This is a genomic window from Bradyrhizobium sp. UFLA06-24 (genome assembly GCF_054967145.1).
Map to the genome: position 1 here is coordinate 1 of NZ_JADFUE010000078.1, position 26,501 is coordinate 26,501.

Genomic DNA, 26,501 nt, shown 5'->3' on the forward strand with positions numbered 1-26,501 from the left:
TTCGTCGGCAGCGTCAGATGTGTATAAGAGACAGCTGCTGCGCCCCTTTGTCACATCCGAGCGGCGTGCTTCGCTGGCCGCCGCGTCGGCTCAAAATTCCATCGTGGTCCGGCTGCACCTTGTGCAACCGGGCCACGGGAAACATGCAGGTTCTATGCCGCTTTGCCTGTTACCTGGGCAGCCACCGGCAGCCCCTGCTCGATCGGCAGCGACGGATCGCGCGACCATTCGTTCCAGGAGCCGAAATACATCCTCACGTCCTTCACGCCGGCGTTCTTGAGCGCGAGGAAGGTGTTGGAGGCGCGCGCGCCCTTGAAGCAGTAGAGATAGACCGGCGTCGTCGGCGAGATGCCGACGGTGGCGCATTCCGCCAGGATCTCGTCCTTGGACTTGAAGCGCGGGCCCTCGGCGGTCGGCTTCATCATGCGGTACCATTCGAGCCAGACGGCGCCGGGGATGCGGCCCTTGCGCGGGCAGAAATCCTTGCCGTACGGCGAGGAGCTGTCGCCGATCCACTCGTCGACATCGCGGACGTCGAGGATGGCGATGCCGGGCTTGCCGACCGCCGCGAGCATGGTCTTGGCGTCGATCAGGATGTCGCCCGCCTCGGGCACGATGGCGAACGAGGCCTTGGCCGGTGTCGGGACATCCTTGGTCACAGGGAAGCCCGCGCCCGACCAGGCCTCGAAGCCGCCATGCAGCACCTTCACCTTGGGATAGCCGAGCATGGTGAGCAGGTAATAGCCGCGGCAGGACTGGCCGAAGCCGGAATTCATCGATTGCTCGTAGATCACCGCCGTCTCCTTGCCGGAGAGACCGGCCGCGCCGAAGGCGTCGGCAAACTTCGTCTTCAGCTCACTGATGCCCTCCGGCGTCGAGGTCGCTAGGAAGGTGAAGATCTCGTGCACGTTGACGGCACCCGGGAGGTGTCCGGCGGCGTAGGCGTCGGGATTGCGGGTGTCGATCACGACACAGGGCTCTAGCTTCAAGAGATCGGCGAGTTCGACGGCAGTGATCAGAACGTCAGTCATGGCAGCCTCTCCGTTGAGGTTGGGGGTCTTTCGGGGGTGGACTCGCAAAGATCAGGAATCGGCGAGCATCTTGCGCAGCTGCTTGGTGGCAGGCGTGACGATCGCGACGAAATAGGCCTCGCGCAGCCGACGCTGCGCGCGGTGGCTCTTGAGATAGCCGCGTGCGCCACAATGCAGCATCGCTGCATGGGCCGCCGCGACGCTGGCTTCGCCGGCACGAAGACGGAGCGCAATCACCTTGCGCCAATAGGTCTCCTCTTCATTGTAGGGGTCGCGCGCCAGTGCCATGGTCTCGGCCTCGAGCTCGCTCGCGAGATCGCGGAGGTGCACCGGCTGCTGCGGCAGATAGCGGTTGATGTGGCCGAGCGGATTGCCGACCTCGTCCATGATGTTGATGCAGTCCCTGATGAGGCCGAGTGCCATGCCGGCCTGGAGCAGGATGAAACCGGCGCGGATCTTCTTGACGAAAGGTTCGGCGGGATCCGCCAAGATCAATTCATCCGGTACGAACACCTCGCGAAACTGCACGCCGTAGGTTCCGGTGCCGTCCATGGCGAGAAATGGCTTGCACGGTGTCAACGTAATCGCAGGATCCGAGCAGTCGGCCAGGAACATGACGGTCCGGGCCCCGCCGTTTGCGGTGCCCTTGTCGTCCTCGCGCTCGAAGATCGTGCCGAAATAATGGCCCGGCCCGAGATTGGAGACCCAGGGCAGCGCACCGCGCACGATGTAGCCGCCCTCGACCTTGCGGCCTTTCAATTTCAGTTTCTCGATGCCGAAGAAGCTCTTCATCGGATTGGAGAGCCCGGTGCCGCCGAGCACGCGGCCGGTCGAGAAGGCATCGCCAAAGCGCTTGGCGAGCTTCACGTTGGTCGAGTTGGCGGCGTACCAGACCAGCGCGTTCTGGCACCATGCCATGAAGGCCGTGCTGCCGCAGACTTCGCCGATCGCCGCCATCGCCTGGATGGCGCAGCGCAAATCCGCAGGTCCCTCCTGAGGCACGTGACTGCTCCAGGCGCCGACCGCGCCGAATGCACGCAGCACCTCGGCCGGATAGACCGTGCCGTCGTCGATGCCGGCGGCGAGCGGCGCGAGCTGCTCGCGTGCGATCCGCGCCACCTCGCCCGCAATGGACGGTGCGGGCTGATCCATAACTTCGGTTCGAGATAAAGCCAGTGAACCCATGATCGTCTCCCGCACCTGATGTCCTGTTGCCGTGAGCCTAGATGCCGACCTCGAGATTGACCGGGCGGGTGAAGGTGTTGGCGACCGGCGACCACTTCTTCACATGGGCGACCAGCGCGTTGATCTCGTCCGGCGAGATGCCCTCGCATTCCATGTCCACCTTGACGCGGACATCAGTGAAGCCGACCGGCTTGTCGGAGACGTCGCCGGTGCCCCAGACCGCGGTGATGTTGAGGTCCCCCTCGAGCTCCAGCTCGAGCTTGTTGACGATCCAGCCGCGATGCACGGCGTTGGCGTGCAGACCGACGGCAAGGCACGAGCCGAGCGCGGCGAGCGAAGCCTCCGATGGATTGGGCGCGGTATCGTCACCCAGCAGGCCCGGCGGCTCGTCGACGATGTAGGGCGGCAGATTGCGGATGTAGTTGGCGTGGCGGAATTTGCCTTCCGCGACCGTCTTGCATTTCAAGGTCTTGACGACCTTCGGATTGGCCTTGCCGCTCGCGATCAGTTGCTCGAGGCCATTCTTGTCGATGGGCGCGAGGCAACCCGTCAGCACTGTCTTTTGAACGACGGCAGTCATCATCTTCTCCCTGGCAAAAGTGGAAATCGGCAGGATACCGAACGGTCTGTTTCCTTGCACGGAGCGTGCCAGAGCCTCCCGAAATCGAAAAACCAGACATTGGAGCCGCTTAGCCTCGCCTGCCCACGGATTGACCGGCTGCGCTTTGCTCAAAGGCGATGCAAATGCGCATCCCCATGCGAATCTTTTCGGCGCCGAACAGATGCGTCTTGCTGATGCGACCTGCCTGCAGGTAAGTTTGCACTCATGGCAAAAGCTGCATCGAAGAAGAATTCCAGTTCGCCCCACGCCGGCGCAGGTGACGACGAGTCCGCGCGCGGGCGCCTGCTCAGTGCGGCCTCGCATCTGTTCTGCAAGAACGGCATCAACGCCACCGGCATCGATGCGATCATCGAGGAAGCCGGCACGGCGAAGACCACGCTCTACAAGTTGTTCGGCTCCAAGACCAATCTGGTCAACGCCGTGCTGGAGAGCGAAGGCAGGCAGTGGCGCGAATGGTTCATCGGCGCCATGGAGCAAGGCGGCGGCGATGCGCAGGCGAAACTCACGCGCATCTTCCCTGCGCTGAAGAGCTGGTTTGCCGAAGAGCGCTTCTACGGCTGCCCCTTCATCAACGCCGTCGGCGAGCATGACAAGGACGCCAAGCAATTCCGGACCATCGCGCTCAAGCACAAGAAGATCGTGCTCGGCCACATCGAAAAACTCGCCGGCGAGCTCGGCTCGACCGATCCCGCCGTGCTCGCGCACCAGCTCGGCCTCATCATCGACGGTGCGATCGTGGCCGCGATGATCTCGCGCGATCCGGGCGTCGCCGACACTGCAGCGCTGACGGCCGGCCCCCTGCTCGGCCAAAGCAAGGCGAAGAAGAAGCGCGAGTTGGAGGCGGTGTGATCTTGCACCGGTCCGGTAGGGTGGGCAAAGGCGCGCAGCGCCGTGCCCACGAACTTCATCGGTTGATCTCGAACGGCACGGTGGGCCACGCTTCGCTTTGCCACGCTACGAGACCGAGCCCTATCGCTTCATTTCTTCCGTAAACCGCCCGATCGCCTCCAGCACCGGTTGCTGATCGCCGGCAAAGAACCAGTGATCGTCGCCGTCGAGCTCGACGAATCGCGCGCCCGGAATCCGGCTCGCGACGTCGCGGCCGGCCGCGATCCGAACCGCCTTGTCGCCGCGCCGGTGCAGCACCAGCGTAGGTACCGTGATTTGCGGCAGCAGGTGCCGCACGTCGGCGTCACGAAACGCCCCCAGCACGGCCGAGATGCCGCCGGGACTGGAGGCTGCTCGCAGCAACCCCGCCCACCAGGCGCGCGCCTGCGGATCCTCGGCAAGGCTCGGCGCAAAGGCTTCGATCCCGACCGGGCCGCCCCATTGCGTGACGAGATGCTTGCTCCACGCATCGTACTGGCCGGCACGCAACGCATGCGGGTAGTCCTCCGCCCAGCAGCCTTTTGCCAATGCGCCGAAGAGAATGAGACCGGCGACGCGGCGCGGCTCATCGACCGCGAACTTGACGCAAGCCGGCCCACACTCGGAGGCACCGAACAGCACGACACGGCGCGACTCCGCCGCCTGCAGCACGGTGCCGATATCCTCGGCGGTGACGTCGATATCGGGAGCTGACCCGACACGGTCGGACAACCCGATGCCGCGGCGATCGAACACGATCAGGCGACCGAGCTTCATCAACGACGCCAGGAATTTGCGGCTGGCGGGATGCTCCCAGGCGCGCTCCACATGCGAGACGAAGCCCGGCATGACCAGGATATCGAGCGAGCCGCTGCCATAGGTCTGATAGGCCAGATGCACGCCCGAGCCCTTGACGTAACGCGTCGTCGGCACAGCCGGCGGCGCCGCAGCGGGACTCATCAGCGCCTCGGTCTCGGCCTCCGGCGCTACGTCGAGCTCGTCGCGCAGCCGCTGCGTCAGCGCGGCGTGGTGCCGCTCCGCCGCGCTGCGGTCACCTGACAGCAGCAGGCTGCGGATCAGATGCCGGCCATAGACTTCGCTGAGCGGATCGAGCCCGACCAGCCTGCGCGCATGCGCGGTTGCGGCCACATGATCGCCGGCGGCATTCTTGTCCTGCACCAGCCGCTCCAGCGCATGCACGAGCCGCCCGCGCAGCGCCTCGCGGCGAAAGAACGCCCAATCGTCGAACTCGGGCGCGTCCTCCGGCGAGAAGCCCGCGAGGAAGTCGCTACGGTAGATCTGACAGGCTTCCTCGAACGCGCCGCGGTCGCAGGCGCTCTCGAACAGACGCGCATCTAGCGTCAGCTCGACCGCCGGAGACCAGCGCACGCTGGTGCGGTCGGTCTGGAACACCGGCTCGCCGAGCGCGAGCTCGATCCGATGAAGCAGCCGCCGTAAGCGCGCCAGACCGGTCTCGCGGTCAGCCTCGGGCCACAACTGCGTGGCCATCACGTCCCGGGCGACGGCGCCTTTGGCCTCCGCAAGATAGACCAGCAGCGCAAGCCCCTTGCGCAGGGCCAGCTTGACCGGGCGGCCGTCGGCATGGACCTCCGGGAACCCGAACGCCGCAAGCGAGAAAGCCGTCATGGAATCCTTCCTCCACTCGGGGGACGCACAGGGGACGGTCGAACATTAGTCCTTACGCCAGATCGAGCCTCTTCGCTTGCGGGCGATTCAGGCTCTTGCATGCGGCACCGCTGCATCCGGCACAATAGGAAAAAACATGGTCTCGCGCGTCCTGATCCTGCTCTACGCATTCGTAAGTTACGCTCTGTTCACGCTCTCGTTTCTCTATGCGCTCGGTTTCGTCGGCAATTATGTCGTGCCGAAGTCGATCGACGTCGGCACCTCCTCGAATTTGGGCGAGGCCGTCATCGTCAACCTCTTGCTGATGAGCCTGTTTGCCCTCCAGCACAGCGTGATGGCGCGCCCGGCTTTCAAGCGTTGGTCGGCCAAACTCCTTCCCACGGCCTGCCAGCGCAGCACCTATGTGCTGCTCTCCAGCCTGATCCTGCTCCTGCTGTTCTGGCAATGGCGTCCGATCCCGACTGTGATCTGGCAGACTGAAGGCCTTGCAGCCGGGCTGCTGACCTCAGCGCATTGGCTCGGCTGGTTGATCGCATTCGCCTCGACCCACATGATCGATCATTTCGATCTGTTCGGCCTGCGCCAGGCGTTCGTCGCGTGGCGCGGAGCCGAGATGCCGGCTCAATCCTTCCGGACACCCCTGCTCTACAAGCTCGTCCGGCATCCCATCATGCTTGGCTTTCTGCTCGCGTTCTGGGCGGCGCCCGAGATGACGATGGGCCATCTGTTGCTCGCGCTCGCCAACACGGCCTACATCCTGGTCGCTTTGCAGTTCGAGGAACGCGACCTGATCGCGGTGTTCGGCACCGCCTACCAGGACTATCGCCGCCGCGTCCCCATGCTGCTGCCGCGTCCGTTCGTTCGCCGCCAGACCGAAGATCGCCAGCCTATTGGATCGCCCCAATGAACGCGCTCTTCCCTCTCCCCCTGATGTCCGCGGACGCGGCGACGTTCGCCGATATACTCGATGGGCTCGACTTCGGCACGTATCTCGTTGACGCACATGCGCGGCTCCTCCACGCCAACGCGAGCGGGCGGGCCATTCTCGCCACCTGCAACGTCCTGCTCGATATCCGCGGCCAGCTGATGGCCTGCGATCCCGCCGTCAGTCAGACATTGCGGCAGGTCCTGGCGCCGATTGACGGCGGCGACGCTTACCCGGGCGCTATCGCCATCCCGATGAGCGGGCTGGATGGGGATCGCTACATCGCCCATGTGCTGCCGCTGCGATCAGGCCCGCACCAATGCGCGGGTGCCGCTGGCACAGCCGTGGCCGCGTTGTTCGTTCGCATGGCGGCGCTGGCGATCCCCACCCGCTCGGATGCGCTCCGTCAGGCGTTCAAGTTGACCCCGACCGAGCTGCGCGTGCTGCTCGCGATCGTGGAGCTCGGAGGCGTTCCGCAAGTAGCCCGCGGGCTCGGCGTCGCCTGTTCGACGGTCAAGACGCATCTCCGTCGCTTGTTCGAGAAGACCGGCGCCACGCGGCAGGCCGATTTCGTCAAGCTCGTGGCGGGATATGCGACGCCGCTGAGTGACCGGCGAGAAAGTCCGCCATGCCATGGAGCGCCACGATGAAAGCAGTTCTCTGCCACGCGTTCACCGGTCCTGCGGATTTGCGCGTCGGCGAGATCGAGGTGCTCAGGCCCGCCGGCGACGAGATCCTCATCGAGGTCCATGCGGCTTCGGTGAGCTTCATGGATCAGTTGATGGTCTCGGGCCTCTACCAGATGCGGCCGTCGCTGCCCTTCGTGCCAGGCACGGAAGCCGCCGGTGTCGTGATCGCCGTCGGCGAGCGAGTCACAACATTCGCCCCGGGTGATCGCGTGGCGTGCAGCAGCTGGACCGGCGCCTACGCCGAACGCATGATCGCAAAGGAATCCAAGAGCGTGCGTCTGCCTGACGGTGTCGCGTTCGAGACGGCGGCGACCGTGCTGCACGTCTACGGCACCGCCTATTATGCGCTGGTCGAGCGCGCCCGCGCGAAAGCCGATGAAACCCTGTTCGTCACGGGCGCGGCCGGCGGCGTCGGGCTCGCCGCCGTTGATCTCGCTCGCCATCTCGGCCTGCGCGTCGTCGCCGGCGTCGGCTCCGACGACAAGGCGGCGCTGGTGCGACGCTATGGCGCCAGCGAGGTCATTAATTATCGCAGCGAGGATCTGCGCGACCGGATCAAGTCGATCACCTCAGGCCAGGGCATCGATATCGGCTTCGACAATGTCGGAGGAACTATCCTCGAGCAGATGGCCCGGTTGATGAACTGGGGCGGGCGGCTGATGCCGATCGGCTTCACCAGCGGCGTGATTCCACAGATTCCGATGAACCTGCCGCTGCTGAAGAACTACGCCATCATCGGCGTCTTCGTCGGCGCCTGGGCCGAGAAATTTCCCGACGAGGCCGCGCGCATGAACGACACCCTGATGCAATTGCTGGCCGAGGGAGCAATCCGCCCGCACATCGATCGCGTCCTCCCTTTGGAGGAGGCAAGTGAAGCCATGCGCGCCGTGGCCAATCGGACGGTTCAGGGAAGAATTGTACTCAAGATCCGATAGAGTGCGCGAGGACTGGCAAGAGAGGAAGGCAAGACTTGACCGAGATCATCATCGACAAGCGCTATTGCGGTCCGCCGAACTCCGGCAACGGCGGCTATGTTTGCGGTCGGCTGGCCCAGCACATTCCCGCAGGCGCCGAAGTGACGTTACGCGCGCCACCTCCCCTGGACACGCCGCTCGCGACAACCGCAACCGACGAAGGAACATGGGAGCTTCGCGACGGCGCCAAACTCGTCGCGACCGGACGCGCGGTGAGTGTCGAGCTCGCGCGACTGGAAAAGGCCAGCTTCGAGGAAGCCTGCGCCGCCGAATTGTTGACACCGGTGAAGCCGCACGAGCATCCCCTGCCGACCTGCTTCGTCTGCGGCCCCGCCAGGGCCGCAGGAGACGGCCTGCGCATTTTCGCCGGCCCGCTCGGACGACACGCACCCACGCCCGTGCTCGCAGCGAGCTGGATACCAGATCCCAATCTCGCCGCCGAGGACGGCCTGATCGCGACCGAATTCCTGTGGTCAGCGCTCGATTGTCCCACCGGCTTTGCCTGCAATTGCGATCCGCAGAGCAGCGTTGTCGACCGAACTCCGCTCTTGCTCGGACGCATGTCAGCGCGCATCGAATCCCGCCCGCGCCCCGGCGACCGCTGCATCATCACCACCTGGCCCACCGGCCGCGACGGCCGCAAGCGCACCGCCGAGGCCGCGCTGCATGACGAAGCAGGAAGCTTGCTGGCCGTGGCGAAGACGACATGGATCGCGGTGGAGCGCGACGTGCAGCTCGGCCGATAGGTGACGGTCTCGTAGGGCGGGCAAAGCGAAGCGTGCCCACCACCTCGCCCGGAGGCGAAAGGTCGTGGGCACGGCGCTATCGCGCCTTTGCCCACCCTAGGAAACCTGCGCGTGTGATTCCTACGGGCTCTGCCCCATCATCCCCTGCAGCCGCACCAGCTCCGCCTCGAGATCGCGCTCGACATCCGCAGCCCGAATCTCCAGCACGCGATAATCGCGCGCCTCCAGCCACGCCCGCCGCGAGGCGCGGTCGGCGGCGATGGTCTCGCCCTCGCCCGGGTTGACCAGCTCGATCGCGATCCGGTGCGGGAAAGAGACGAAGTCGGGGATGTGGCGGCCGACCGGAGTCTGGCGCTTGAACCCACCTGCGAAGCGGCGGTCGCGCGTCAGCGCCTGCCAAAGCAGGCGTTCGGCATCGGTCGGGTTGCGGCGGAGCAGTCGGGCGAGGCCGCGCACGGTCGAGCCGCTATCAGGGACGCCGCCGCCCTGCCCGTGCTCGGCCAAAAGTGCGCGCAGGCGCGTGGCCTGCTCGCCGTCGAGCACGCCGCCCTTGGCCGGGCCCTTGCGGCCTTCCGCGATGGCCATGATCACTCCATGGAGGGTGTGCATGTCCTGCTTGGTCGGCTCCATCCGGGTGAAGATGTTGCGCAGATTGACCAGCATGGTGTCGCGCTTCTCGGCCGGGCGCAGGAACTCGACCTTGTCGAGCTCGCGCACGAGGTTGTCGAAGAAGGCCTGCATCTGGTGCTGCGAGGCGCGCTCGGAACGCTCGGGCATGACGTGCGGCAGCGCGCCCGAGGTCGCATGCTTGAACCATTCGTAGCCCACCAGCAGCACGGCCTGGGCAAGGTTGAGCGAGGCAAAGCCCGGATTGACCGGAAAGGTGATGATGCGGTTGGAGAGCCCGACCTCCTCATTGGTCAGGCCCCAGCGCTCCCGACCGAACAGGATACCGGCCTTGCCGCCGGTGGCGACGTGCCCGGCGATTTCGCTCGCTGCGGCCTCCGGCCCGACCACCGGCTTGGCCTGGTCGTGGGGCCGCGCGGTGGTGGCGAACAAGAGATCGAGGTCAGCGACCGCCTGCTCGACCGCGTCGAACAGCTCGACCTTTTCCAGGATGTGGTCGGCGCCAGCGGCGGCGCGCTGGGCGGCGATGTTGGGCCAACCGTCCCTCGGGTTGACGATGCGCAGAGCGCTCAGGGCGAAGTTACCCATCGCGCGCGCAGCCATGCCGATGTTTTCCCCGAGCTGCGGCTCGACCAGGATCACGATGGGGCCGACGAGGGACATTCCCGTCTTGCTCTTGTCAGTCCCCGACATCTCGTTTCGCTTTCACTCTGGTTTCTCAAGGCCCTGGCGAGGCGCTCTTAGGATTTGATTCAGAGCCGGCTGCCGACCGGCCGGCTTTGTCCGCCTGTCGTTTGCCTGTCCTGACAGAATTCTCAAGGGAAATAACGGGTTGGATTCGGCTTTTGAACCTGCGTTGAAATCTTGATCCGGCCCGGGCCGCGGCGGCCGGCCCCGCCCCCCGTCCGTGGAAGCTGGATGGGCTAAAAGTGCATAATCACTTGGCTTTCGCCCGCTGCTATCAGGTGCTAAGAGGCGGCGGATATTCACGTCGGCGCACCGCAAGTGCCCATTCCGAAGAGGGCTTCCCCGATCATGGCAAAAATCAAGGTATCCAATCCCGTCGTCGAACTCGATGGCGACGAGATGACCCGGATCATCTGGCAGTACATCAAGGACAAGTTGATCAACCCGTTCCTGGATGTCGAGCTGCTCTATTTCGACCTGGGCATGGAGTACCGCGACCAGACCAACGATCAGGTGACGATCGACGCGGCCGAGGCGATCAAGAAGGTCGGCGTCGGCGTCAAGTGCGCCACCATCACCCCTGACGAAGCCCGGGTGAAGGAGTTCAACCTCAAGCAGATGTGGAAGTCGCCGAACGGCACCATCCGCAACATCCTCGGCGGCTGCATCTTCCGCGAGCCGATCATCTGCAAGAACGTGCCGCGCCTCGTTCCCGGCTGGACCAAGCCGATCATCATCGGCCGCCACGCTTATGGCGACCAGTACCGCGCCACCGACATCAAGTTCCCGGGCAAGGGCACCCTCTCGCTGAAGTTCGTCGGCGAGGACGGCACCGTGATCGAGAAGGAAGTGTTCAAGGCTCCGGGCGCCGGCGTCGCCATGGAGATGTACAATCTCGACGACAGCATCATCGACTTCGCCCGCGCCTCGTTCAACTACGGCCTGCTGCGCGGCTACCCGGTCTACCTGTCGACCAAGAACACGATTCTGAAGGTCTATGACGGCCGCTTCAAGGACATCTTCCAGGAGATCTTCGACAAGGAGTTCAAGAAGGAGTTCGACGCCAAGGGCCTGACCTACGAGCACCGCCTGATCGACGACATGGTCGCCTCGGCGCTGAAATGGTCCGGCGGCTACGTCTGGGCCTGTAAGAACTACGACGGCGACGTGCAGTCCGACACGGTCGCGCAGGGCTACGGCTCGCTCGGCCTGATGACCTCGGTGCTGCTGACCCCCGACGGCAAGACGGTCGAAGCGGAAGCCGCCCACGGGACGGTGACCCGCCATTATCGCGAGCACCAGAAGGGCAAGGAGACCTCGACCAACTCGATCGCCTCGATCTTCGCCTGGACCCGCGGCCTCGCCCATCGCGCCAAGCTCGACAACAATGCCGAGCTCGCCAAGTTCGCGAACACGCTGGAGAAGGTCTGCGTCGACACCGTTGAGGAAGGCTACATGACCAAGGACCTCGCGCTCCTGGTCGGCGCCGACCAGCGCTGGCTCTCGACGACAGGCTTCCTCGACAAGGTCGCTGACAACCTGGTGAAGGCGCTGGCGGCGTAAGCTGCCATCCGCAATTTAGCCCGACTGGGCCAGCCATTATTACGGGCCGCATCTTTGAGCGCGGCCCGTTCTTTTTGTAAGAGCCCTCCCTGGAGACCGACCATGTTCATCAAGCTTGCCGCCCCCTGCCTGCTGTTGCTCGCGGCCATGATCGGGCCGGCCTCCGCCGCCGAGACGCTGCCCGACGCCATCGCCGCATCCGGTGAGAACATCGTGCTCAGCGTCCACGCCGAGGGCGCGCAGGTCTATGAGTGCAAGGCCGGTACCGACGGCAAGCTCGCCTGGAGCTTCCGCGAGCCGATCGCGACACTCTTGTCCGACGGCAAGACCGTCGGCCGCCACTATGCCGGGCCGAACTGGGAGCACACCGACGGCAGCGCCGTGGCCGCCAAGGTCGCCGGCAACGCGCCGGGCGCAACGCCTGCCGATATCCCCTGGCTGAAGCTGGAGGTCACCGCTCACCGCGGCAGCGGCATGCTGACGCCGGTCTCGACGGTCCAGCGCATCAACACCCATGGCGGCAAGCTCGAGGGCGCCTGCGACAAGGCCGGCGAGTTCAGAAGCGCGCCCTACTCGGCCGAGTATGTTTTCCTGAAAAAAGGCTGACCGCTCAGCGGTCGGTGCCCTCGCGCTCGGCTTGCGCGAGCTCGGCGGGCGCAAGATCGCCGCCGGTCTCTTCCAGCCGTGCCTTGGCAGTCCGGTGAACATGCGCCGCCAGCGTCGGCATGCGCGCGATCAGGGCGTGGAAGTCCTGGGCATCGAGCACCAAGAGACGCGTCTTGCGCGTCGCCGTCACAGTGCCGCTGCGCTTGGTCTTGTGCAGCAGCGCGATCTCGCCGAAGAACGTACCGTCGGCAAGCCGCACATGCTGGCTCGGCAGCGCGATCTCGACCTCGCCGGCCGTGATGAAATACATCGACGAGGCTGCGTCCCCACGCCGAACCAGGATCTCGCCCTGCTCCACGGTCCGCGCGCGGAGCAGCCGCATGATGTCGGCGATCTCCGCCGCTCCCAGATGCGAGAACAGCGGCACCCGCGCCAGCATGCCCCAGGTGACGACGAAGTCGCGCCGCTTCACCTCCTCGGCAAAGGCGGTCGAGATGATCGCAACCGGCAGCGCGATCATCGCGAAGCCCGAGATGATGGTGAACACCGAGATGATCTTGCCGAGCGCCGTCACCGGCACCACGTCGCCATAGCCGACGGTGCCGAGCGTCACGATCGCCCACCACATCGCCTGGGGGATGGTGCCGAGCTTGTCCGGCTGCACGTCGCGCTCGATGGCGTAGAGCAGCGAGGCGAAGGTCAGGACCGCACCGGCCAGGATGACGATGCAGCCGATCAGCGCGCGCCGCTCGGCATGCACCGCCGCAAGCAGCGAGCGCATCGCCGGCGAATAGCGGATCAGCTTGAAGAACGGCAGCACGCCGAGCGCCGCCAGCGTCGCGTGCCGGCCCGTGGCCAGCACCACCGCGGCCGGCAGGAACGCCATGAGGTCGATGATGCCGAGCGCCGAGAAAACATAGCCGAGCCGGTCTGACAGCGTAGAGCCCTTGCGCGGCGTGTGGCCCGCCACCGTCCAGAGCCGTGCTAGATATTCCAGCGCGAACACGATCACGCAGAGGATGCTGACGCACGAGAACAGCACGGCGAACTGCGCGTCCAGCTCCGGCACCGAGGCGAGCACCATCGCGACCACGTTGAGCACGATGACGCCGATGATGAGCTGGATGAAGCGCGACCCGATCGAGTAAGCAAGCGGATCGTGCTCCAGCAATTCGTAGAGGCGATCCCTCAAATTCGGATCGCGAAGCCCACGTCCTCGCGAAACGAGGCGCATGGCGTTTACGCCGCCCCCATCGCTTTTTCGATTGCCGCCAGCGCCTCGGTTGCCTTGCCGCCATCGGGGCCGCCCGCCTGCGCCATGTCGGGGCGGCCGCCGCCGCCCTTGCCGCCGAGCGCCTCGGAGGCGACGCGCACGAGGTTCACGGCGTTGAAGCGCGCGGTGAGATCGGCGGTGACGCCGACCACGATTCCCGCCTTGCCGTCCTCGGTGACGCCGACGATGGCGACGACGCCGGAGCCGATCTGCTTCTTGGCCTCGTCGGCGAGGCTCTTGAGATCCTTCATCTCGATGCCTTCGACCGCGCGCGCCATCAGCTTGACGCCGCCCGCCTCGCGCACGCCGGAAGCCGCGCCATTGCCCGCCGCCGCGCCGCCGCCCATCGCCAGCTTCTTGCGGGCATCCGAGAGCTCGCGCTCGAGCTTCTTGCGCTCCTCCATCAGCGCGGCGATGCGTGCCGGGACGTCGTCGAGGGACGTGCGCAGCTCGTTCGCCGCGGTCTTCGCCAAAGTCATGGTGTCGTTGGCGTGCTTGCGTGCGTAATTGCCGGTCAGCGCCTCGATGCGGCGAACGCCCGAGGCGACCGCGCTCTCGCTCGTCAGCGTGATCAGGCCGATGTCGCCGGTGCGCCGCACATGCGTGCCGCCGCAGAGTTCGACCGACCAGCCGAGCGCATTGGCGCCGCGCTCGCGCGCGGTCTTGCCCATCGAGACGACACGCACCTCGTCACCATATTTCTCGCCGAACAGCGCGCGCGCCCCGGCTTCACGGGCTTCGTCGACGCCCATCACGCGGGTCGTGACCTCGTCGTTCTCCAGCACCACGTCGTTGGCGATGTCCTCGACGCGGGCAAGCTCCTCCGCCGTGATCGGCTTCGGATGCACGAAGTCGAAGCGCAGGCGATCAGGCGCGACCATCGAGCCGCGCTGGGCGATGTGATCGCCGAGCACCTGGCGCAGCGCCTCGTGAATGAGGTGCGTCGCCGAGTGATGCGCACGGATCGAGGAGCGCCGGGAATGATCGACCTCGAGCTGCAGCGCGGTGCCGACCTTCACTTCGCCGCTCTCGACCGTGCCGACATGCACGAAGAAATCGCCGAGCTTCTTCTGCGTGTCGGTGACGCGGAACCTGATCCCACCCTCACCGGTGAGCACGCCGGTGTCGCCGACTTGGCCGCCTGATTCCGCATAGAACGGCGTCTGGTTCAGCACGATGGCGCCGGTGTCACCCGCCCTCAGGCTCGCGACCTCAGCACCATCCTTCACCAGCGCGGACACCACGCCTTCGGCGCTCTCGGTCTCGTAGCCCAGGAATTCGGTGGCCCCGAGCTTCTCGCGCAGCGGGAACCAGATCGCCTCGGAGGCCGCCTCGCCCGACCCCTTCCAGGACTCGCGCGCCTTGGCCTTCTGCCGCTCCATCGCGTCGGTGAACGCAGCCTGGTCGACGCCGATGCCGCGCGACTTCAGCGCGTCCTGGGTCAGGTCGAGCGGAAAACCATAGGTGTCGTACAGGGTGAAGGCGACGTCGCCGTCGAACATGTCGCCCTTCTTCAGCGAGGCGCTCTTCTCGTCGAGGATGGCGAGGCCGCGCGACAGCGTCTTGCGGAAGCGGGTCTCTTCCAGCCGCAGCGTTTCCTCGATCAGATTCTCCGCGCGCATCAAATCGGGATAGGCCTGGCCCATCTCGCGGACCAGCGCCCAGACCAGGCGATGCATCAGCGGCTCCTTGGCGCCCAGGAGCTGCGCGTGGCGCATCGCGCGGCGCATGATCCGGCGCAGCACATAGCCGCGGCCCTCGTTGGACGGCAGCACGCCATCCGCGACCAGGAAAGCGGAAGAACGCAGATGGTCGGCGATGACGCGGAACGAGGCGACGGTCTGTTCGTTCGGGCCGCTGCCGAGCGCGGATGCGGTCGCGTCGATCAGATGGCGGAACAGATCGGTCTCGAACACGCTGTCGACGCCCTGCATGATGCAGGCCATGCGCTCCAGGCCCATGCCGGTGTCGATCGAGGGACGCGGCAGATCCACGCGCTCCTCCTTTGTCACCTGCTCGTATTGCATGAACACGAGATTCCAGAATTCGAGGAAGCGGTCGCCGTCCTCTTCCGGCGAGCCCGGAGGCCCGCCCCAGATGTGATCGCCGCGGTCGATGAAGATCTCCGAGCACGGGCCGCACGGGCCGGTGTCGCCCATCGCCCAGAAATTGTCTGATGTCGGGATGCGGATGATGCGATCGTCGGAGAACCCGGCGATCTTCTTCCAGAGCCCGTGCGCCTCGTCGTCGGTGTGGTAGACGGTGACGAGCAGCTTGTCCTTCTTCAGCCCGAAGTCTTTGGTGATGAGCTTCCAGGCCAACTCGATCGCGCGCTCCTTGAAATAGTCGCCGAACGAGAAGTTGCCGAGCATCTCGAAGAAGGTGAGATGGCGCGCGGTGTAGCCGACATTGTCGAGGTCGTTGTGCTTGCCGCCGGCGCGCACGCATTTCTGCGAGGTGGTGGCGCGCTGATAGGGCCGCTTCTCGACGCCGGTGAAGACGTTCTTGAACTGCACCATGCCGGCATTGGTGAACATCAAGGTCGGGTCGTTGCGCGGCACGAGCGGCGAGGACGAAACGATCTCGTGGCCGTTCTCGGCAAAGAAGTTCAGAAAGGTCGACCTGATCTCGTTGACGCCGCTCATGTTCATCCAATCGGGTGTGCTAGAGCATGATCCGGAAAAGTGTGAAGCGGTTTTCCGGAAAGATCATGCTCAAACAATCATCGCGCTTTCGAACCCGCTTCCTTGCCGTCCAAACCTGACGTTTCGGCTGATATCTGCGGGCCAAAGCGCTTTTAGACAAGGCCAGCTTCCCTGTCCAGAAACTGTGCAAGAAGATCAGAGGGTTGCCGCAGGCGCGCAGGTCCCGCTGCAGGCCCCGCTGCAATTTCGTTGAAAGACGCAGAAGCCGCGTTGACAGGCTTGGCTGGCCTGTGGTCTGTACCTGTATCGTACGGCCACGTCGGGAGAGACCGGCACATCTGCCGGCGCCGAAGGAGCAACCGCCCCGGAAACTCTCAGGCAAAAGGACCGCGTGGCTTTGACGACATCTGGAAAGAGGCGCCGACGGGCTTAAGACCCGCCGGCACCCGCCGACGGGATAATACTCTCAGGCACAGCGACAGATGGGGCTTCGACTGGTGTCCCAGGGGAATCGGCCCCGGGGAACCGCCGAGGGCCCCGAGATGCTTGCACCCGACGACCGGAAATCGCTGAAACGTACCCCTCTTCATGACCTGCATGTGTCGCTCGGCGGCAAGATGGTGCCGTTCGCGGGCTACGACATGCCCGTGCAGTACCCTGCGGGCGTGCTGAAAGAGCACCTTCATACCCGAGCTTCCGCCGGCCTGTTCGACGTCTCCCATATGGGCCAGCTCCGCTTGCGCCCGAAGTCGGGCAAGGTCGAGGATGCCGCCCGCGCGCTGGAACGCCTGGTGCCGCAGGACATCGTAGCGATCGCCGAGGGGCGGCAGCGCTACGCCCAGTTCACCAATGCAGACGGCGGGATTCTCGACGATCTGATGGTTGCCAATTTCGGCGATCACCTGTTCCTGGTCGTCAACGCCGCCTGCAAGGACGCCGACGAGGCGCATCTGCGCGCCAATCTTGCGGACGCCTGCGAGATCGAATCGCTCGCCGACCGTGCACTGATCGCTCTCCAGGGCCCCAAGGCGGAATCGGCGCTGGCGAAACTGTGTGCGGCGGCGCCCGCAATGAAATTCATGGATGCCGGTCCGCACGAGGTCGCCGGCATCAAGTGCTTCGTCTCGCGTTCGGGCTACACCGGCGAAGACGGGTTCGAGATTTCGGTTCCTGCTGCCGATGCCGAACGCCTCGCGCAGATGCTGCTGCAAAATCCCGATGTGATGCCGATCGGGCTTGGCGCCCGCGACAGCCTGCGGCTGGAAGCCGGGCTCTGCCTCTACGGCCACGACATCGACGCTGCCACCACACCGGTCGAGGCCGCGCTGGAATGGTCGGTGCAGAAGAGCCGCCGCACGGGCGGTGCGCGCGCTGGCGGTTTTCCCGGCGCCGACAAGATCCTTGCGCATTTCGACCATGGCGCATCCCGCCGCCGCGTCGGACTGCGGCCAGAGGGCCGCGCGCCGGTGCGCGAAGGCGCGCTGCTGTTTGCGGATCAAGCCGGAGGCGAGCCGATCGGAAAGGTCAGCTCGGGCGGGTTCGGCCCGAGCCTGAATGCCCCGGTCGCGATGGGCTATGTGCCGACTGCCTTAAGTTTGCTCGGCACCAAACTCTTTGCCGAGGTGCGTGGACAAAGGCTGCCGCTCGCAGTCGCCGCCATGCCCTTCGTGAAAAACACCTACAAACGCTGAGGATCGACAATGACCACGACGCTGTACACCTCCGACCATGAATGGCTCGCCATCGAGGGCGACGTCGCCACCGTCGGCATCACCGATTATGCACAGCAGCAGCTCGGCGACGTCGTGTTCGTCGAACTGCCCAAGCTCGGCCGCGTGCTGAAGAAGGCGGAAGCCGCCGCCGTCGTTGAATCGGTCAAGGCCGCCTCCGACGTCTATGCGCCGATCTCAGGCGAAGTGCTCGCGACCAATCCCGAGCTCGCCGCCGAGCCGGCTCTGGTGAATTCGGACGCGCAGGGCAAGGCCTGGTTCTTCAAGATCAAGATTGCCGACAAGAGCGAACTCGGCGGCCTCATGGATGAAGCCGCCTACAAGGCACATACGGCTTAAAGCGATGGAGCAAGCGATGACCGCGCACCGCAAGACCAACGGCGACACCGCCGCAAGTTTCGTTCGCCGCCACATCGGCCCATCAGTGCGCGATGTCACCGCAATGCTCGAAGCAGTCGGCGCTAGAAGCGTCGACGCGCTGATGGCGGAGACGCTGCCGGCCTCGATCCGCCAGGCCGCTCCGCTCGATCTCGGCAAGCCGCTGAGCGAAACCGAGGCGATCGCGCATATGGGCGAGCTCGCGCGCCAGAACCAGGTCTTCACCTCGCTGATCGGCCAGGGCTATTCCGGCACGATCCTGCCCGCCGTCATCCAGCGCAACATCCTGGAGAACCCGGCCTGGTACACGGCCTATACGCCGTACCAGCCCGAGATCAGCCAGGGCCGGCTGGAAGCGCTCTTCAACTTCCAGACCATGATCTGCGACCTCACCGGGCTCGACGTCGCCAACGCATCGCTGCTCGATGAAGCCACCGCCGCGGCCGAAGCCATGGCGCTCGCCGAGCGGCATTCGCAGGTGAAGGCGCAGGCCTTCTTCGTCGACAAGGACGTGCATCCGCAGACGCTCGCTGTGATGCGCACCCGCGCCGAGCCGCTGGGCTGGACGCTGATCGTCGGCGATCCCCTCACCGATCTCGACAAGGCGGACGTGCTCGGCGCGCTGCTGCAATATCCGGGCTCTTCTGGCGCGGTGCGCGACCTCAGGCCCGCGATCGCAGCGCTCAAGGCCAAGGGCGCACTCGCGATCGTCGCCGCTGACCTCCTGGCGCTGACCCTGCTCGCCTCGCCCGGCGAGCTCGGGGCCGACATCGCGATCGGATCGGCGCAGCGCTTTGGCGTGCCGATGGGGTATGGCGGGCCGCACGCCGCCTATATGGCGGTGCGCGATGCGCTGAAGCGCTCGCTGCCCGGCCGCATCGTCGGCCTCTCCGTGGATAGCCGCGGCGCCCCGGCCTATCGCCTGGCGCTGCAAACCCGCGAGCAGCACATCCGCCGCGAGAAGGCGACCTCCAACATCTGTACCGCGCAGGTGCTGCTTGCCGTGATTGCCGCGATGTATGCGGTTTATCATGGCCCCGAAGGTCTCGCGCAGATCGCACGTATTGTGCATCGCCGGACCGCGGTCCTGGCAGCAGGCTTGCGCAAGCTCGGCTTTGCGCCCGCGAACGAAGCCTTCTTCGACACGATCAGCATCGATGCCGGCGGCAAGCGCGCCGAGATCATCGCACGTGCCGCGGTCGAGAAGATCAATCTCGGCATCGGCGACGCAAACTTGCGCATCGCGCTCGACGAAACCACGACGCCTGCGACGATCGAAGGGGTCTGGCGCGCCTTCGGCGGTCAGCTGTCCTACGCCGAGATCGACGCCACCACGCGCGAGGCGCTGCCGGAGACGCTGAAGCGTACCACGGCTTTCCTCACCCACCCCGTCTTCCACGCGCATCGCTCGGAGACCGAGATGCTGCGCTATATGCGCAAGCTCAGTGATCGCGACCTCGCGCTCGATCGCGCGATGATCCCGCTGGGATCCTGCACCATGAAGCTGAACGCGACCACCGAGATGATGCCGCTGACCTGGCCGGAGTTCGCGACGCTGCATCCGTTCGTGCCCCGCGAGCAGGCGAGCGGCTATCACGCGCTGTTCGCTCGGCTGGAAAAGTGGCTGTGCGACATCACCGGATATGATGCGATCTCGCTGCAGCCGAATTCCGGCGCACAAGGCGAGTACGCTGGACTGCTCGCGATCCGCGGCTATCACGCTTGGCGTGGCGAGGCGCACCGGAAAATCTGCCTGATCCCCTCCTCCGCCCACGGCACCAATCCTGCCTCGGCCGCGATGGTCGGCATGGAGGTGGTGGTGGTCGCTTGCGAGAAGAACGGCGACGTCGACGTCAAAGATCTCCGCGCCAAGGCGGAGAAACATTCGAACGATCTCGCCGCGGTCATGATCACCTATCCCTCGACGCACGGCGTGTTCGAGGAGCATATCCGCGAAATCTGCGAGATCGTGCACGGCCATGGCGGCCAGGTGTATCTCGACGGCGCCAACCTCAACGCGCAGGTCGGCCTGAGCAGGCCCGGCGATTATGGCGCCGACGTCAGCCATCTCAACCTGCACAAGACCTTCTGCATCCCGCATGGCGGCGGCGGCCCCGGCATGGGCCCGATCGGCGTCAAGGCGCACCTCGCACCGTTCCTGCCCGGCCACCCCGCGACGCAGGCGGATGCCCCGGTCGGCCCGGTGTCGGCCGCGCCGTTCGGCTCGGCCTCGATCCTGACCATCTCCTACATCTACATCCTGATGATGGGCGGCGAAGGATTGAAGCGCGCCACCGAGATCGCAATCCTCAACGCCAACTACGTCGCAGCAAGGTTAGAGCCGCACTTCCCGGTGCTTTACAAGAATGCCAACGGCCGCGTCGCGCATGAATGCATCGTCGACCCCCGGCCGCTGAAGACGTCGTCAGGCGTCACTGTCGATGACATTGCAAAGCGCCTGATCGACTACGGTTTCCACGCCCCGACCATGAGCTTCCCGGTGCCGGGCACGCTGATGATCGAGCCGACCGAGTCTGAATCGAAGGCCGAGCTGGATCGTTTTTGCGACGCCATGATCGCGATCCGAAAGGAGATAGCCGAGGTCGAGGCCGGCCGCTTCAAGATCGAGGCCTCGCCGCTGCGCCACGCGCCGCACACCGTGCACGACATCGCGGACGACGATTGGAAGCGCGCCTACACTCGCGCCGAAGGCTGCTTCCCCGTGGGCACCTCGCGCACCGACAAATATTGGTGCCCAGTGGGACGCGTCGACAACGTCTACGGCGACCGCAATCTGGTGTGCTCCTGCCCGCCGGTGAGCGAGTACGCGGAAGCTGCGGAGTAAGCCGCAGCGGGGGTTCTCATAGGGTGGGCAAAGCGAAGCGCGCCCACCAGCTTTGCACGAGGTGAAAGATCGGGGGCTCGGCGCTGTGCGCCTTCTTCAGCACCGAATGTTCCTCCAAGGCGCAACCAACGATCGGCTTTCGCGATCCCATCGCCAGAGCCGTTCATTTGTGAGCAGCGTGCCGGTCCACCAGCGTCTGATCGGGTTGTGGCGACGAAAATCCTCCAGCCTGCCAGAATCGCGTGTCCAAACTCCGTCAATGACAGTCGGCTTCGGCGGTAGACAGCGTTGCGCCCTCGCGCATCATACGTGGCGAGCGTTGCGGGTTTCGGGTCGAGGCCCGCGATCGCCGGCATCGGACCGAACGCCAGCCCTTCGAGCACAGGGCCAAGCTCCCACTGGTCAAACACGCGTGTCGAGCAGCCCGCCCGGCTGAGACAGCTCCTTGGTGCGGTTTGCCCCGCGCAATCAGATCGAGAAGCTGCGCTTCAGTCGCCCCCAAGCCGGTGATCGGCGACGGCTGTTCTGCCAGCAAGTCTTCCATCGTCGGCTACAGGAAGGTTACGTCGAGAATCCCCGCTGAGCAGAACGACACAGAGCTCCGGCGTGGGCGCCCGGTATGCCTCCCAGGCAGCATGAGAGGCCTCGAAGCGTCGAATTCTCGCACGGCATGATGGCGAAGCGTGAGGCCCTCCTCAGAGCAGATCGAAATCGACTCTTCACAGCTTTGTACGCTGCGCCGCGTATGGCTCGGAACGGAGATAGTGAGGATCCAGATCAACTGCAATTGGTTCCCGGGACTGGGATCAAACCACAATTCGATTGCTTCGACACCCTAGAAACGGGCACTGACGACGTCGGCAACTCAACGTTCTCAGCACCCACCTCTCGCGAAAACCTTTCGGTTTGAGTCTTATTCGTCCGCCGGCTCCTCGCCGTCGGCGTCGCGCTCCGGCGTGCCGGCGAGGATCTGCTCGGCGATTAGGCCGGAGTTCTGGCGGATCGCGGTTTCGATCTTTGCGGTGATATCAGGATTGGCTTTCAGGAACGCTTTCGAGTTCTCGCGGCCCTGGCCGAGGCGCTGGCTGTCATAGGAGAACCAGGCGCCGGACTTCTCGACGATGCCGGCCTTGACGCCGAGATCGAGGATCTCGCCCATCTTGGAGACGCCCTCACCGTACATGATGTCGAACTCGACTTGCTTGAAGGGCGGCGCCAGCTTGTTCTTCACCACTTTCACGCGGGTGGTGTTGCCGACCACTTCGTCGCGCTCCTTGATCGCGCCGATGCGGCGGATGTCGAGACGGACGGAGGCGTAGAACTTCAGCGCGTTGCCGCCGGTCGTGGTTTCGGGCGAGCCGTACATCACACCGATCTTCATGCGAATCTGGTTGATGAAGATCACCATGGTGTTGGACTTATTGATCGAAGCCGTGAGCTTGCGCAGCGCCTGGCTCATCAGACGAGCCTGCAGGCCCGGCAGCGCATCACCCATCTCGCCTTCGAGCTCGGCCTTCGGCACAAGCGCAGCGACCGAGTCGACCACCAGCACGTCCACCGCACCCGAGCGCACCAGCGTGTCGCAGATTTCCAGCGCCTGCTCGCCGGTGTCGGGCTGCGAGATCAGCAGCTCGTCAATATTAACCCCGAGCTTACGGGCATAGACCGGGTCGAGCGCGTGCTCGGCGTCGATGAAGGCGCAGATGCCGCCCTTCTTCTGGGCCTCCGCCACCGTGTGTAGCGCCAATGTCGTCTTGCCCGAGGATTCCGGCCCGTAGATCTCGACGATACGGCCCTTAGGCAGGCCGCCGATGCCAAGCGCGATATCGAGCCCGAGCGAGCCCGACGACACCGCCTCGATGTCCATCGAGCGGTCGTTCTTGCCGAGCTTCATAACCGAGCCCTTGCCGAACTGGCGCTCGATCTGGGAGAGCGCGGCAGCCAGAGCTTTACTCTTGTCCATGGAAGATCCTTCGACGATACGCAGGGCAGTGGTGGACATTGGGTCGTGCTCCTTATGGCGAGGATTCGCGTGTGGGACAAACGATTGGCGCGGGAGGTCGTCGATATCTGCAATGTACCCTATTTGTTCTAGGTTCGCAATATGTTCTTTTGGGACATCAGGTACTGTCCGTATTTAAGCCCGAGTGTCCTAAGTTGGATTGGCGACTGTCCTAATTCGCGGAACTCTAACCTATGTTAAACGTTTGTACCTCTTTCCGGAGGTACGGCGCATGGATCAGAAAGATCGTAAGGCCGCGATCCGCGCACGCATGGACGAGCAGATCGAGGCCGTTGCCAAGGCCATATGCGAAGGAAAGTTGCCGGTATCAGAGCAGCGCTTACTAAGGGCGCTGGCTACCCAACTGGCGAAAGAAGAAAACTCGCCCGAGCAAGAATAAGGCCGCCTCAGTTGGCGTCCTCTTTCATAGATCCATTTCGTACTGCTGGCCAAAGATGCGCCTGACGTGGCCCTCATACTCGGCTTCCGTCCGTGATACCTGGGCGATGCCAAGAAGCTGCCCTAGATGCTGACGCAGGGCTTTGACGCCGATATCTGAAAGAAACTGATGCAATCGCTTTCGGCGTTCGTCACCGCTGCTGGCGCGCTGCGCTCTGGTCAATTCAAGAATGTGCCCCTTGCTGTTCGCTAGCGGCCAATAAACGTGATTGACCGTAAGGTGTTTAAACTTCCACGGCTTGTTGCGCTCCGGCTCTGGAAGTTGATAGAGCCTATACCACTCGCGGTAGAGTTGGTTTGGAAACTCCCGTTCGTAATCTCTAGCTTCTTCCCGGACGTAGAATTTGAATGCGGTGATGACTTCTTCTGGCGTTGGGACGTAGCCCGCCAAGGCGTAGACCAAGCCCTTGATACCGGCCTTTGCCGAAGCGCCGAGAATGATGTGCGCCTGCTTCGCTATGTGCTCCTGCCGTTTCAGGAGTTTCCCGTCCGTCTCGGCCGCGACAATTGCCTTACAGAGATCGATCAGAATGGTGACATCGTAACCGTGCACCGTCGGGGGAGCAGGCGCGTTCGCGCCCGGCGCCAATCCTTGAAAAATAAGAGGTTTTTCCAACTTTTCGCTGAGTTCGCGCCCGATGTACGGAGAGATTTTTTCGCCGCCGATAAAGGTCGGCAGACGGCTACCGTAGCGACCCAGACCCAAGGCTTCGCCCATGCCTCGCTGGCTGATGACCGCAGTTTTTTGCGGATCATTGAGGACATAGCACTCAACGTCGATCCCGAACTCTTCTTTGAAGCTACCCTTGTGAGTCGCCTTTAGGTCCTTCTCACCCTTCTCGCCCCCCCACCGCGCCTGCGCAGCTTTCTTTGCGATTTCGGCCCGGCGCTCCGGAGACAAATTGTCGGCGCGAATACGAGCAGCTTTAGCTTTATTGGGGTCTGGGTCTCTAGCCATGCGGCCTCCTATGCTTGCACGACAATAATGCTTGCAGGTTCCATTTGCAAGCATTATCGTTGCAAGCATGGTTGCTCAGACACACACAAGCAAACGCCCCACCGGCCTTTCGGCTGGCGGGGCGTTTTTGTGTGCGGAAGCGTGGCAGAGTGGCCTATTGCACCGAGCTTACCCCTCGGCGGACCTTTGGGCGTCCAAACCCCTCGCAGGGTCCCGTCAGTTCGAATCTGACCGCTTCCACCATCAAACCAGTGGGGCCGCTGTGGTTGCAGCCGCAACGACCCCTGATCGCAAACCCCGGGATTGGGCCCCAGTGAGTACGACCTACTGGAATATACGCTTTGCAGAGCGTCTTTTCCAGCGGCGCCCATCCCTCAGCACGGATTGGGCCCGTCATGAACGAACTCTCCCGCGAACAGAAAATCCTCGTCATCTCCTGCCTGACCGAAGGCCAGAGCATCCGCGCCACTGAGCGCCTGACCGGCATCCACCGCGACACCATCATGCGTCTTGGCGAGCGCATTGGCCGGGGCTGTGCCGAGCTGCACGACCGCATGATGGTTGGCGTCCGCGTCGGCCGCATCGAGCTGGACGAGATTTGGGGCTACGTCGGAAAGAAGCAGAAGCGCGTTGAGCGTCACGAGATCGGCCATAAGGGCGATCAGTACACGTTCATTGGGCTGGGCTCTGCCAGCCGCGCAATCATCAGCTACCGCACCGGCAAACGCGACAGCGAGAATACGGACCTGTTTACGCAGGACTTGCGCGAGCGCGTGCTTGGCGAGCCGGAGATCAGCACTGACGGCTTCCTTCCCTATCAGAACGCCATCCGCGATGCCTTCCGGGGCAAGGCACACCATGGCGTGATCGTAAAGACCTACAGCGTAACCAACCTGGCTGTAAAAGATGCCGCGCGCCGCTACAGCCCGGCTGAGGTAATTGCCGTAGAGCGTGAGGTAGTAAGCGGCTTCCCGGTCAAAATCTCGACCAGCTACGTTGAGCGCCAGAACCTGACCTTGCGCATGACGCAGAAGCGGTTCGCTCGCCTCACCAACGGCTTCTCAAAGAAGCTCACCAACCACGCTGCGGCGGTTAGCCTGTACGTGTCCCACTACAACCTTTGCCGTGTCCACGAGTCCTTGCGGACCACGCCAGCGGTCGCAATCGGCGTTGCAGATCGGGTCTGGACAATCGGGGACTTGATCGATGCCGTGCTGCCGCTGGAGCCGAACAAGCCGGTGCGGACGGTGCGCAACTTCCGAGTAATTGTCGGAGGAAAGGAATAGACGGGCTATTCGCTCTTAACCGTCGAGGTTTCCGAGTGGTCACTGGAGGTCAGCTTGTGGTACAGCGCAGCTCCAGTAATCGCCATGCCTCCGACAGCGGCCATCGCAGCAATGACGGGAGCGGAATTGGCGGCAGCGATTGTCGTGGCCGCGATGGACGCAACCGCAGCGGCACTTCCGACAGCCTTATCAACTTCCTTGCTCATTGCTATCCTCTCCAAAGGCCGACAGGACCCCCGTAAGTCCCAATCCCCCATATACGCACTCCGGGATAGTACTGGCTCTTCCTATTAGTATAACGACCCCTGCGCCAATGGCAGAGGATACCAACATATCTAGAAAAATTCGCCCCGGGCGACGGTCGGTCGGTACCTGTAGAGCATTGAACAACGAAAATGGTTGCCGATTGTTCAACCTATTCAACATGTAAAGCACGAACGCGCCAAACATCGCCGCGCCGTAGTTTTCAGCGGCGACAAGAAGCCAAACCCAGCTCGTGTTATCCCCCAACACAACCAAAGATTAGCATTGAAATATTGTTTCACAAGGCCAAAGTGTCCTAAATCGGCCAGCGCACCGTCCGAATTAGGACAGCACCGGACATCAGGTACTGTCCGTATCTAACCCCTGGTGTCCTAAGACCAATCTCGCAGTGCCCATTTAGATAGTTTCGCGATTGAACGTAAGCGTAGCTCTGCCGCCCTTTGAATGACGCTTGACGCCTATTTTGTTCGCGTGGCGCGTCGCCGCGGCATC

The 26,501-nt window shown here is 64.1% G+C and carries 22 protein-coding genes, 1 tRNA gene and 1 riboswitch; of the genes, 13 read left to right on the forward strand and 10 right to left on the reverse strand.

From position 1 onward, the window contains the following. Positions 1–152: 152 nt before the first annotated feature. From IF809_RS33780 to IF809_RS33790, 3 genes are read right to left on the reverse strand one after another with little or no spacing between them, the layout of a single operon-like run. Complete coding sequence (locus IF809_RS33780; RefSeq protein ID WP_128965498.1) at positions 153–1,031, reverse strand: sulfurtransferase; 879 nt, start codon at positions 1,029–1,031, stop codon at positions 153–155. 51 nt (positions 1,032–1,082) lie between these two features. Continuing rightward, the gene (locus tag IF809_RS33785) at positions 1,083–2,216 is read right to left on the reverse strand and encodes an acyl-CoA dehydrogenase family protein (RefSeq protein ID WP_462839700.1); all 1,134 of its coding nucleotides are present in this window, start codon (positions 2,214–2,216) and stop codon (positions 1,083–1,085) included. A 37-nt stretch (positions 2,217–2,253) separates the two neighbouring features. Beyond that, positions 2,254–2,796, reverse strand: a complete 543-nt coding sequence (locus IF809_RS33790) for an OsmC family protein (RefSeq protein WP_092294916.1) — start codon at positions 2,794–2,796, stop codon at positions 2,254–2,256. Between the two features lie 246 nt (positions 2,797–3,042). Here IF809_RS33790 and IF809_RS33795 point away from each other — a divergent pair, with 246 nt between their 5' ends. Next, complete coding sequence (locus IF809_RS33795) at positions 3,043–3,687, forward strand: TetR/AcrR family transcriptional regulator (protein ID WP_453983114.1); 645 nt, start codon at positions 3,043–3,045, stop codon at positions 3,685–3,687. A gap of 120 nt (positions 3,688–3,807) precedes the next feature. Here IF809_RS33795 and IF809_RS33800 read toward each other — a convergent pair whose 3' ends face one another. Then, positions 3,808–5,352, reverse strand: coding sequence for a bifunctional AfsR/SARP family transcriptional regulator/alpha/beta hydrolase (locus IF809_RS33800; RefSeq protein ID WP_462839701.1), 1,545 nt, complete (start codon positions 5,350–5,352; stop codon positions 3,808–3,810). 136 nt (positions 5,353–5,488) lie between these two features. Here IF809_RS33800 and mddA point away from each other — a divergent pair, with 136 nt between their 5' ends. From mddA to IF809_RS33820, 4 genes are read left to right on the forward strand one after another with little or no spacing between them, the layout of a single operon-like run. Beyond that, a complete protein-coding gene (mddA, locus tag IF809_RS33805) occupies positions 5,489–6,259 on the forward strand; it encodes a methanethiol S-methyltransferase (protein ID WP_462839702.1) in 771 nt (256 codons plus the stop codon). Beyond that, positions 6,256–6,927: a helix-turn-helix transcriptional regulator gene (locus tag IF809_RS33810; protein ID WP_462839703.1), complete on the forward strand. Its 672-nt coding sequence runs from the start codon at positions 6,256–6,258 to the stop codon at positions 6,925–6,927. Before mddA ends, IF809_RS33810 begins: the two co-directional genes overlap by 4 nt. Next, positions 6,924–7,901, forward strand: coding sequence for an NADPH:quinone oxidoreductase family protein (locus IF809_RS33815; RefSeq protein WP_462839704.1), 978 nt, complete (start codon positions 6,924–6,926; stop codon positions 7,899–7,901). The genes IF809_RS33810 and IF809_RS33815 overlap by 4 nt, the downstream gene beginning before the upstream one ends. Positions 7,902–7,936: 35 nt before the next feature. Continuing rightward, positions 7,937–8,686 (forward strand): hypothetical protein, encoded by a 750-nt coding sequence (locus IF809_RS33820; protein ID WP_462839705.1) that lies wholly within the window; start codon positions 7,937–7,939, stop codon positions 8,684–8,686. A 120-nt stretch (positions 8,687–8,806) separates the two neighbouring features. Here the strand turns inward: IF809_RS33820 and IF809_RS33825 are convergent, their stop codons facing one another. Continuing rightward, positions 8,807–10,006, reverse strand: a complete 1,200-nt coding sequence (locus IF809_RS33825; protein ID WP_462839706.1) for a TrmJ/YjtD family RNA methyltransferase — start codon at positions 10,004–10,006, stop codon at positions 8,807–8,809. A gap of 342 nt (positions 10,007–10,348) precedes the next feature. Between IF809_RS33825 and IF809_RS33830 the strand changes: the two genes are divergently transcribed. Beyond that, positions 10,349–11,563 carry an NADP-dependent isocitrate dehydrogenase gene (locus tag IF809_RS33830; RefSeq protein WP_453983107.1) on the forward strand — a complete coding sequence of 405 codons (1,215 nt, stop codon included), beginning with the start codon at positions 10,349–10,351 and terminating at the stop codon, positions 11,561–11,563. A gap of 102 nt (positions 11,564–11,665) precedes the next feature. After that, positions 11,666–12,169 carry a DUF3455 domain-containing protein gene (locus IF809_RS33835; protein ID WP_462839707.1) on the forward strand — a complete coding sequence of 168 codons (504 nt, stop codon included), beginning with the start codon at positions 11,666–11,668 and terminating at the stop codon, positions 12,167–12,169. Positions 12,170–12,173: 4 nt separating this feature from the next. On the opposite strand, the gene IF809_RS33840 is transcribed toward IF809_RS33835, so the two are convergent. Continuing rightward, complete coding sequence (locus IF809_RS33840) at positions 12,174–13,403, reverse strand: cyclic nucleotide-gated ion channel (RefSeq protein ID WP_462839708.1); 1,230 nt, start codon at positions 13,401–13,403, stop codon at positions 12,174–12,176. A gap of 5 nt (positions 13,404–13,408) precedes the next feature. Then, positions 13,409–16,087: an alanine--tRNA ligase gene (gene alaS, locus IF809_RS33845; RefSeq protein ID WP_462839709.1), complete on the reverse strand. Its 2,679-nt coding sequence runs from the start codon at positions 16,085–16,087 to the stop codon at positions 13,409–13,411. A 310-nt stretch (positions 16,088–16,397) separates the two neighbouring features. Beyond that, positions 16,398–16,486: riboswitch (glycine riboswitch) on the forward strand. Between the two features lie 143 nt (positions 16,487–16,629). Between alaS and gcvT the strand changes: the two genes are divergently transcribed. The 3 genes from gcvT to gcvP are packed head-to-tail and all read left to right on the forward strand — an operon-like array spanning position 16,630 to position 21,040. Further along, a complete protein-coding gene (gcvT, locus tag IF809_RS33850; RefSeq protein ID WP_462839710.1) occupies positions 16,630–17,778 on the forward strand; it encodes a glycine cleavage system aminomethyltransferase GcvT in 1,149 nt (382 codons plus the stop codon). A gap of 9 nt (positions 17,779–17,787) precedes the next feature. Continuing rightward, positions 17,788–18,156: a glycine cleavage system protein GcvH gene (gene gcvH / locus IF809_RS33855; protein WP_453996964.1), complete on the forward strand. Its 369-nt coding sequence runs from the start codon at positions 17,788–17,790 to the stop codon at positions 18,154–18,156. A 16-nt stretch (positions 18,157–18,172) separates the two neighbouring features. Next, positions 18,173–21,040: an aminomethyl-transferring glycine dehydrogenase gene (gene gcvP, locus IF809_RS33860; protein ID WP_462839711.1), complete on the forward strand. Its 2,868-nt coding sequence runs from the start codon at positions 18,173–18,175 to the stop codon at positions 21,038–21,040. Positions 21,041–21,953: 913 nt separating this feature from the next. On the opposite strand, the gene recA is transcribed toward gcvP, so the two are convergent. Next, positions 21,954–23,042: a recombinase RecA gene (gene recA / locus IF809_RS33865; protein WP_092293669.1), complete on the reverse strand. Its 1,089-nt coding sequence runs from the start codon at positions 23,040–23,042 to the stop codon at positions 21,954–21,956. Between the two features lie 232 nt (positions 23,043–23,274). On the opposite strand from recA, the gene IF809_RS33870 reads away from it, so the two are divergent. Further along, positions 23,275–23,442, forward strand: coding sequence for a hypothetical protein (locus tag IF809_RS33870; protein ID WP_462839712.1), 168 nt, complete (start codon positions 23,275–23,277; stop codon positions 23,440–23,442). A gap of 24 nt (positions 23,443–23,466) precedes the next feature. Here the strand turns inward: IF809_RS33870 and IF809_RS33875 are convergent, their stop codons facing one another. Beyond that, the gene (locus IF809_RS33875; RefSeq protein WP_462839713.1) at positions 23,467–24,459 is read right to left on the reverse strand and encodes a P63C domain-containing protein; all 993 of its coding nucleotides are present in this window, start codon (positions 24,457–24,459) and stop codon (positions 23,467–23,469) included. Between the two features lie 135 nt (positions 24,460–24,594). Between IF809_RS33875 and IF809_RS33880 the strand changes: the two genes are divergently transcribed. Continuing rightward, positions 24,595–24,702 (forward strand) — tRNA-Val (locus tag IF809_RS33880). A gap of 152 nt (positions 24,703–24,854) precedes the next feature. After that, the gene (locus tag IF809_RS33885; protein ID WP_462839714.1) at positions 24,855–25,745 is read left to right on the forward strand and encodes a transposase; all 891 of its coding nucleotides are present in this window, start codon (positions 24,855–24,857) and stop codon (positions 25,743–25,745) included. A gap of 5 nt (positions 25,746–25,750) precedes the next feature. Here the strand turns inward: IF809_RS33885 and IF809_RS33890 are convergent, their stop codons facing one another. Continuing rightward, the gene (locus IF809_RS33890) at positions 25,751–25,951 is read right to left on the reverse strand and encodes a hypothetical protein (protein WP_462839715.1); all 201 of its coding nucleotides are present in this window, start codon (positions 25,949–25,951) and stop codon (positions 25,751–25,753) included. Positions 25,952–26,501 lie beyond the last annotated feature (550 nt).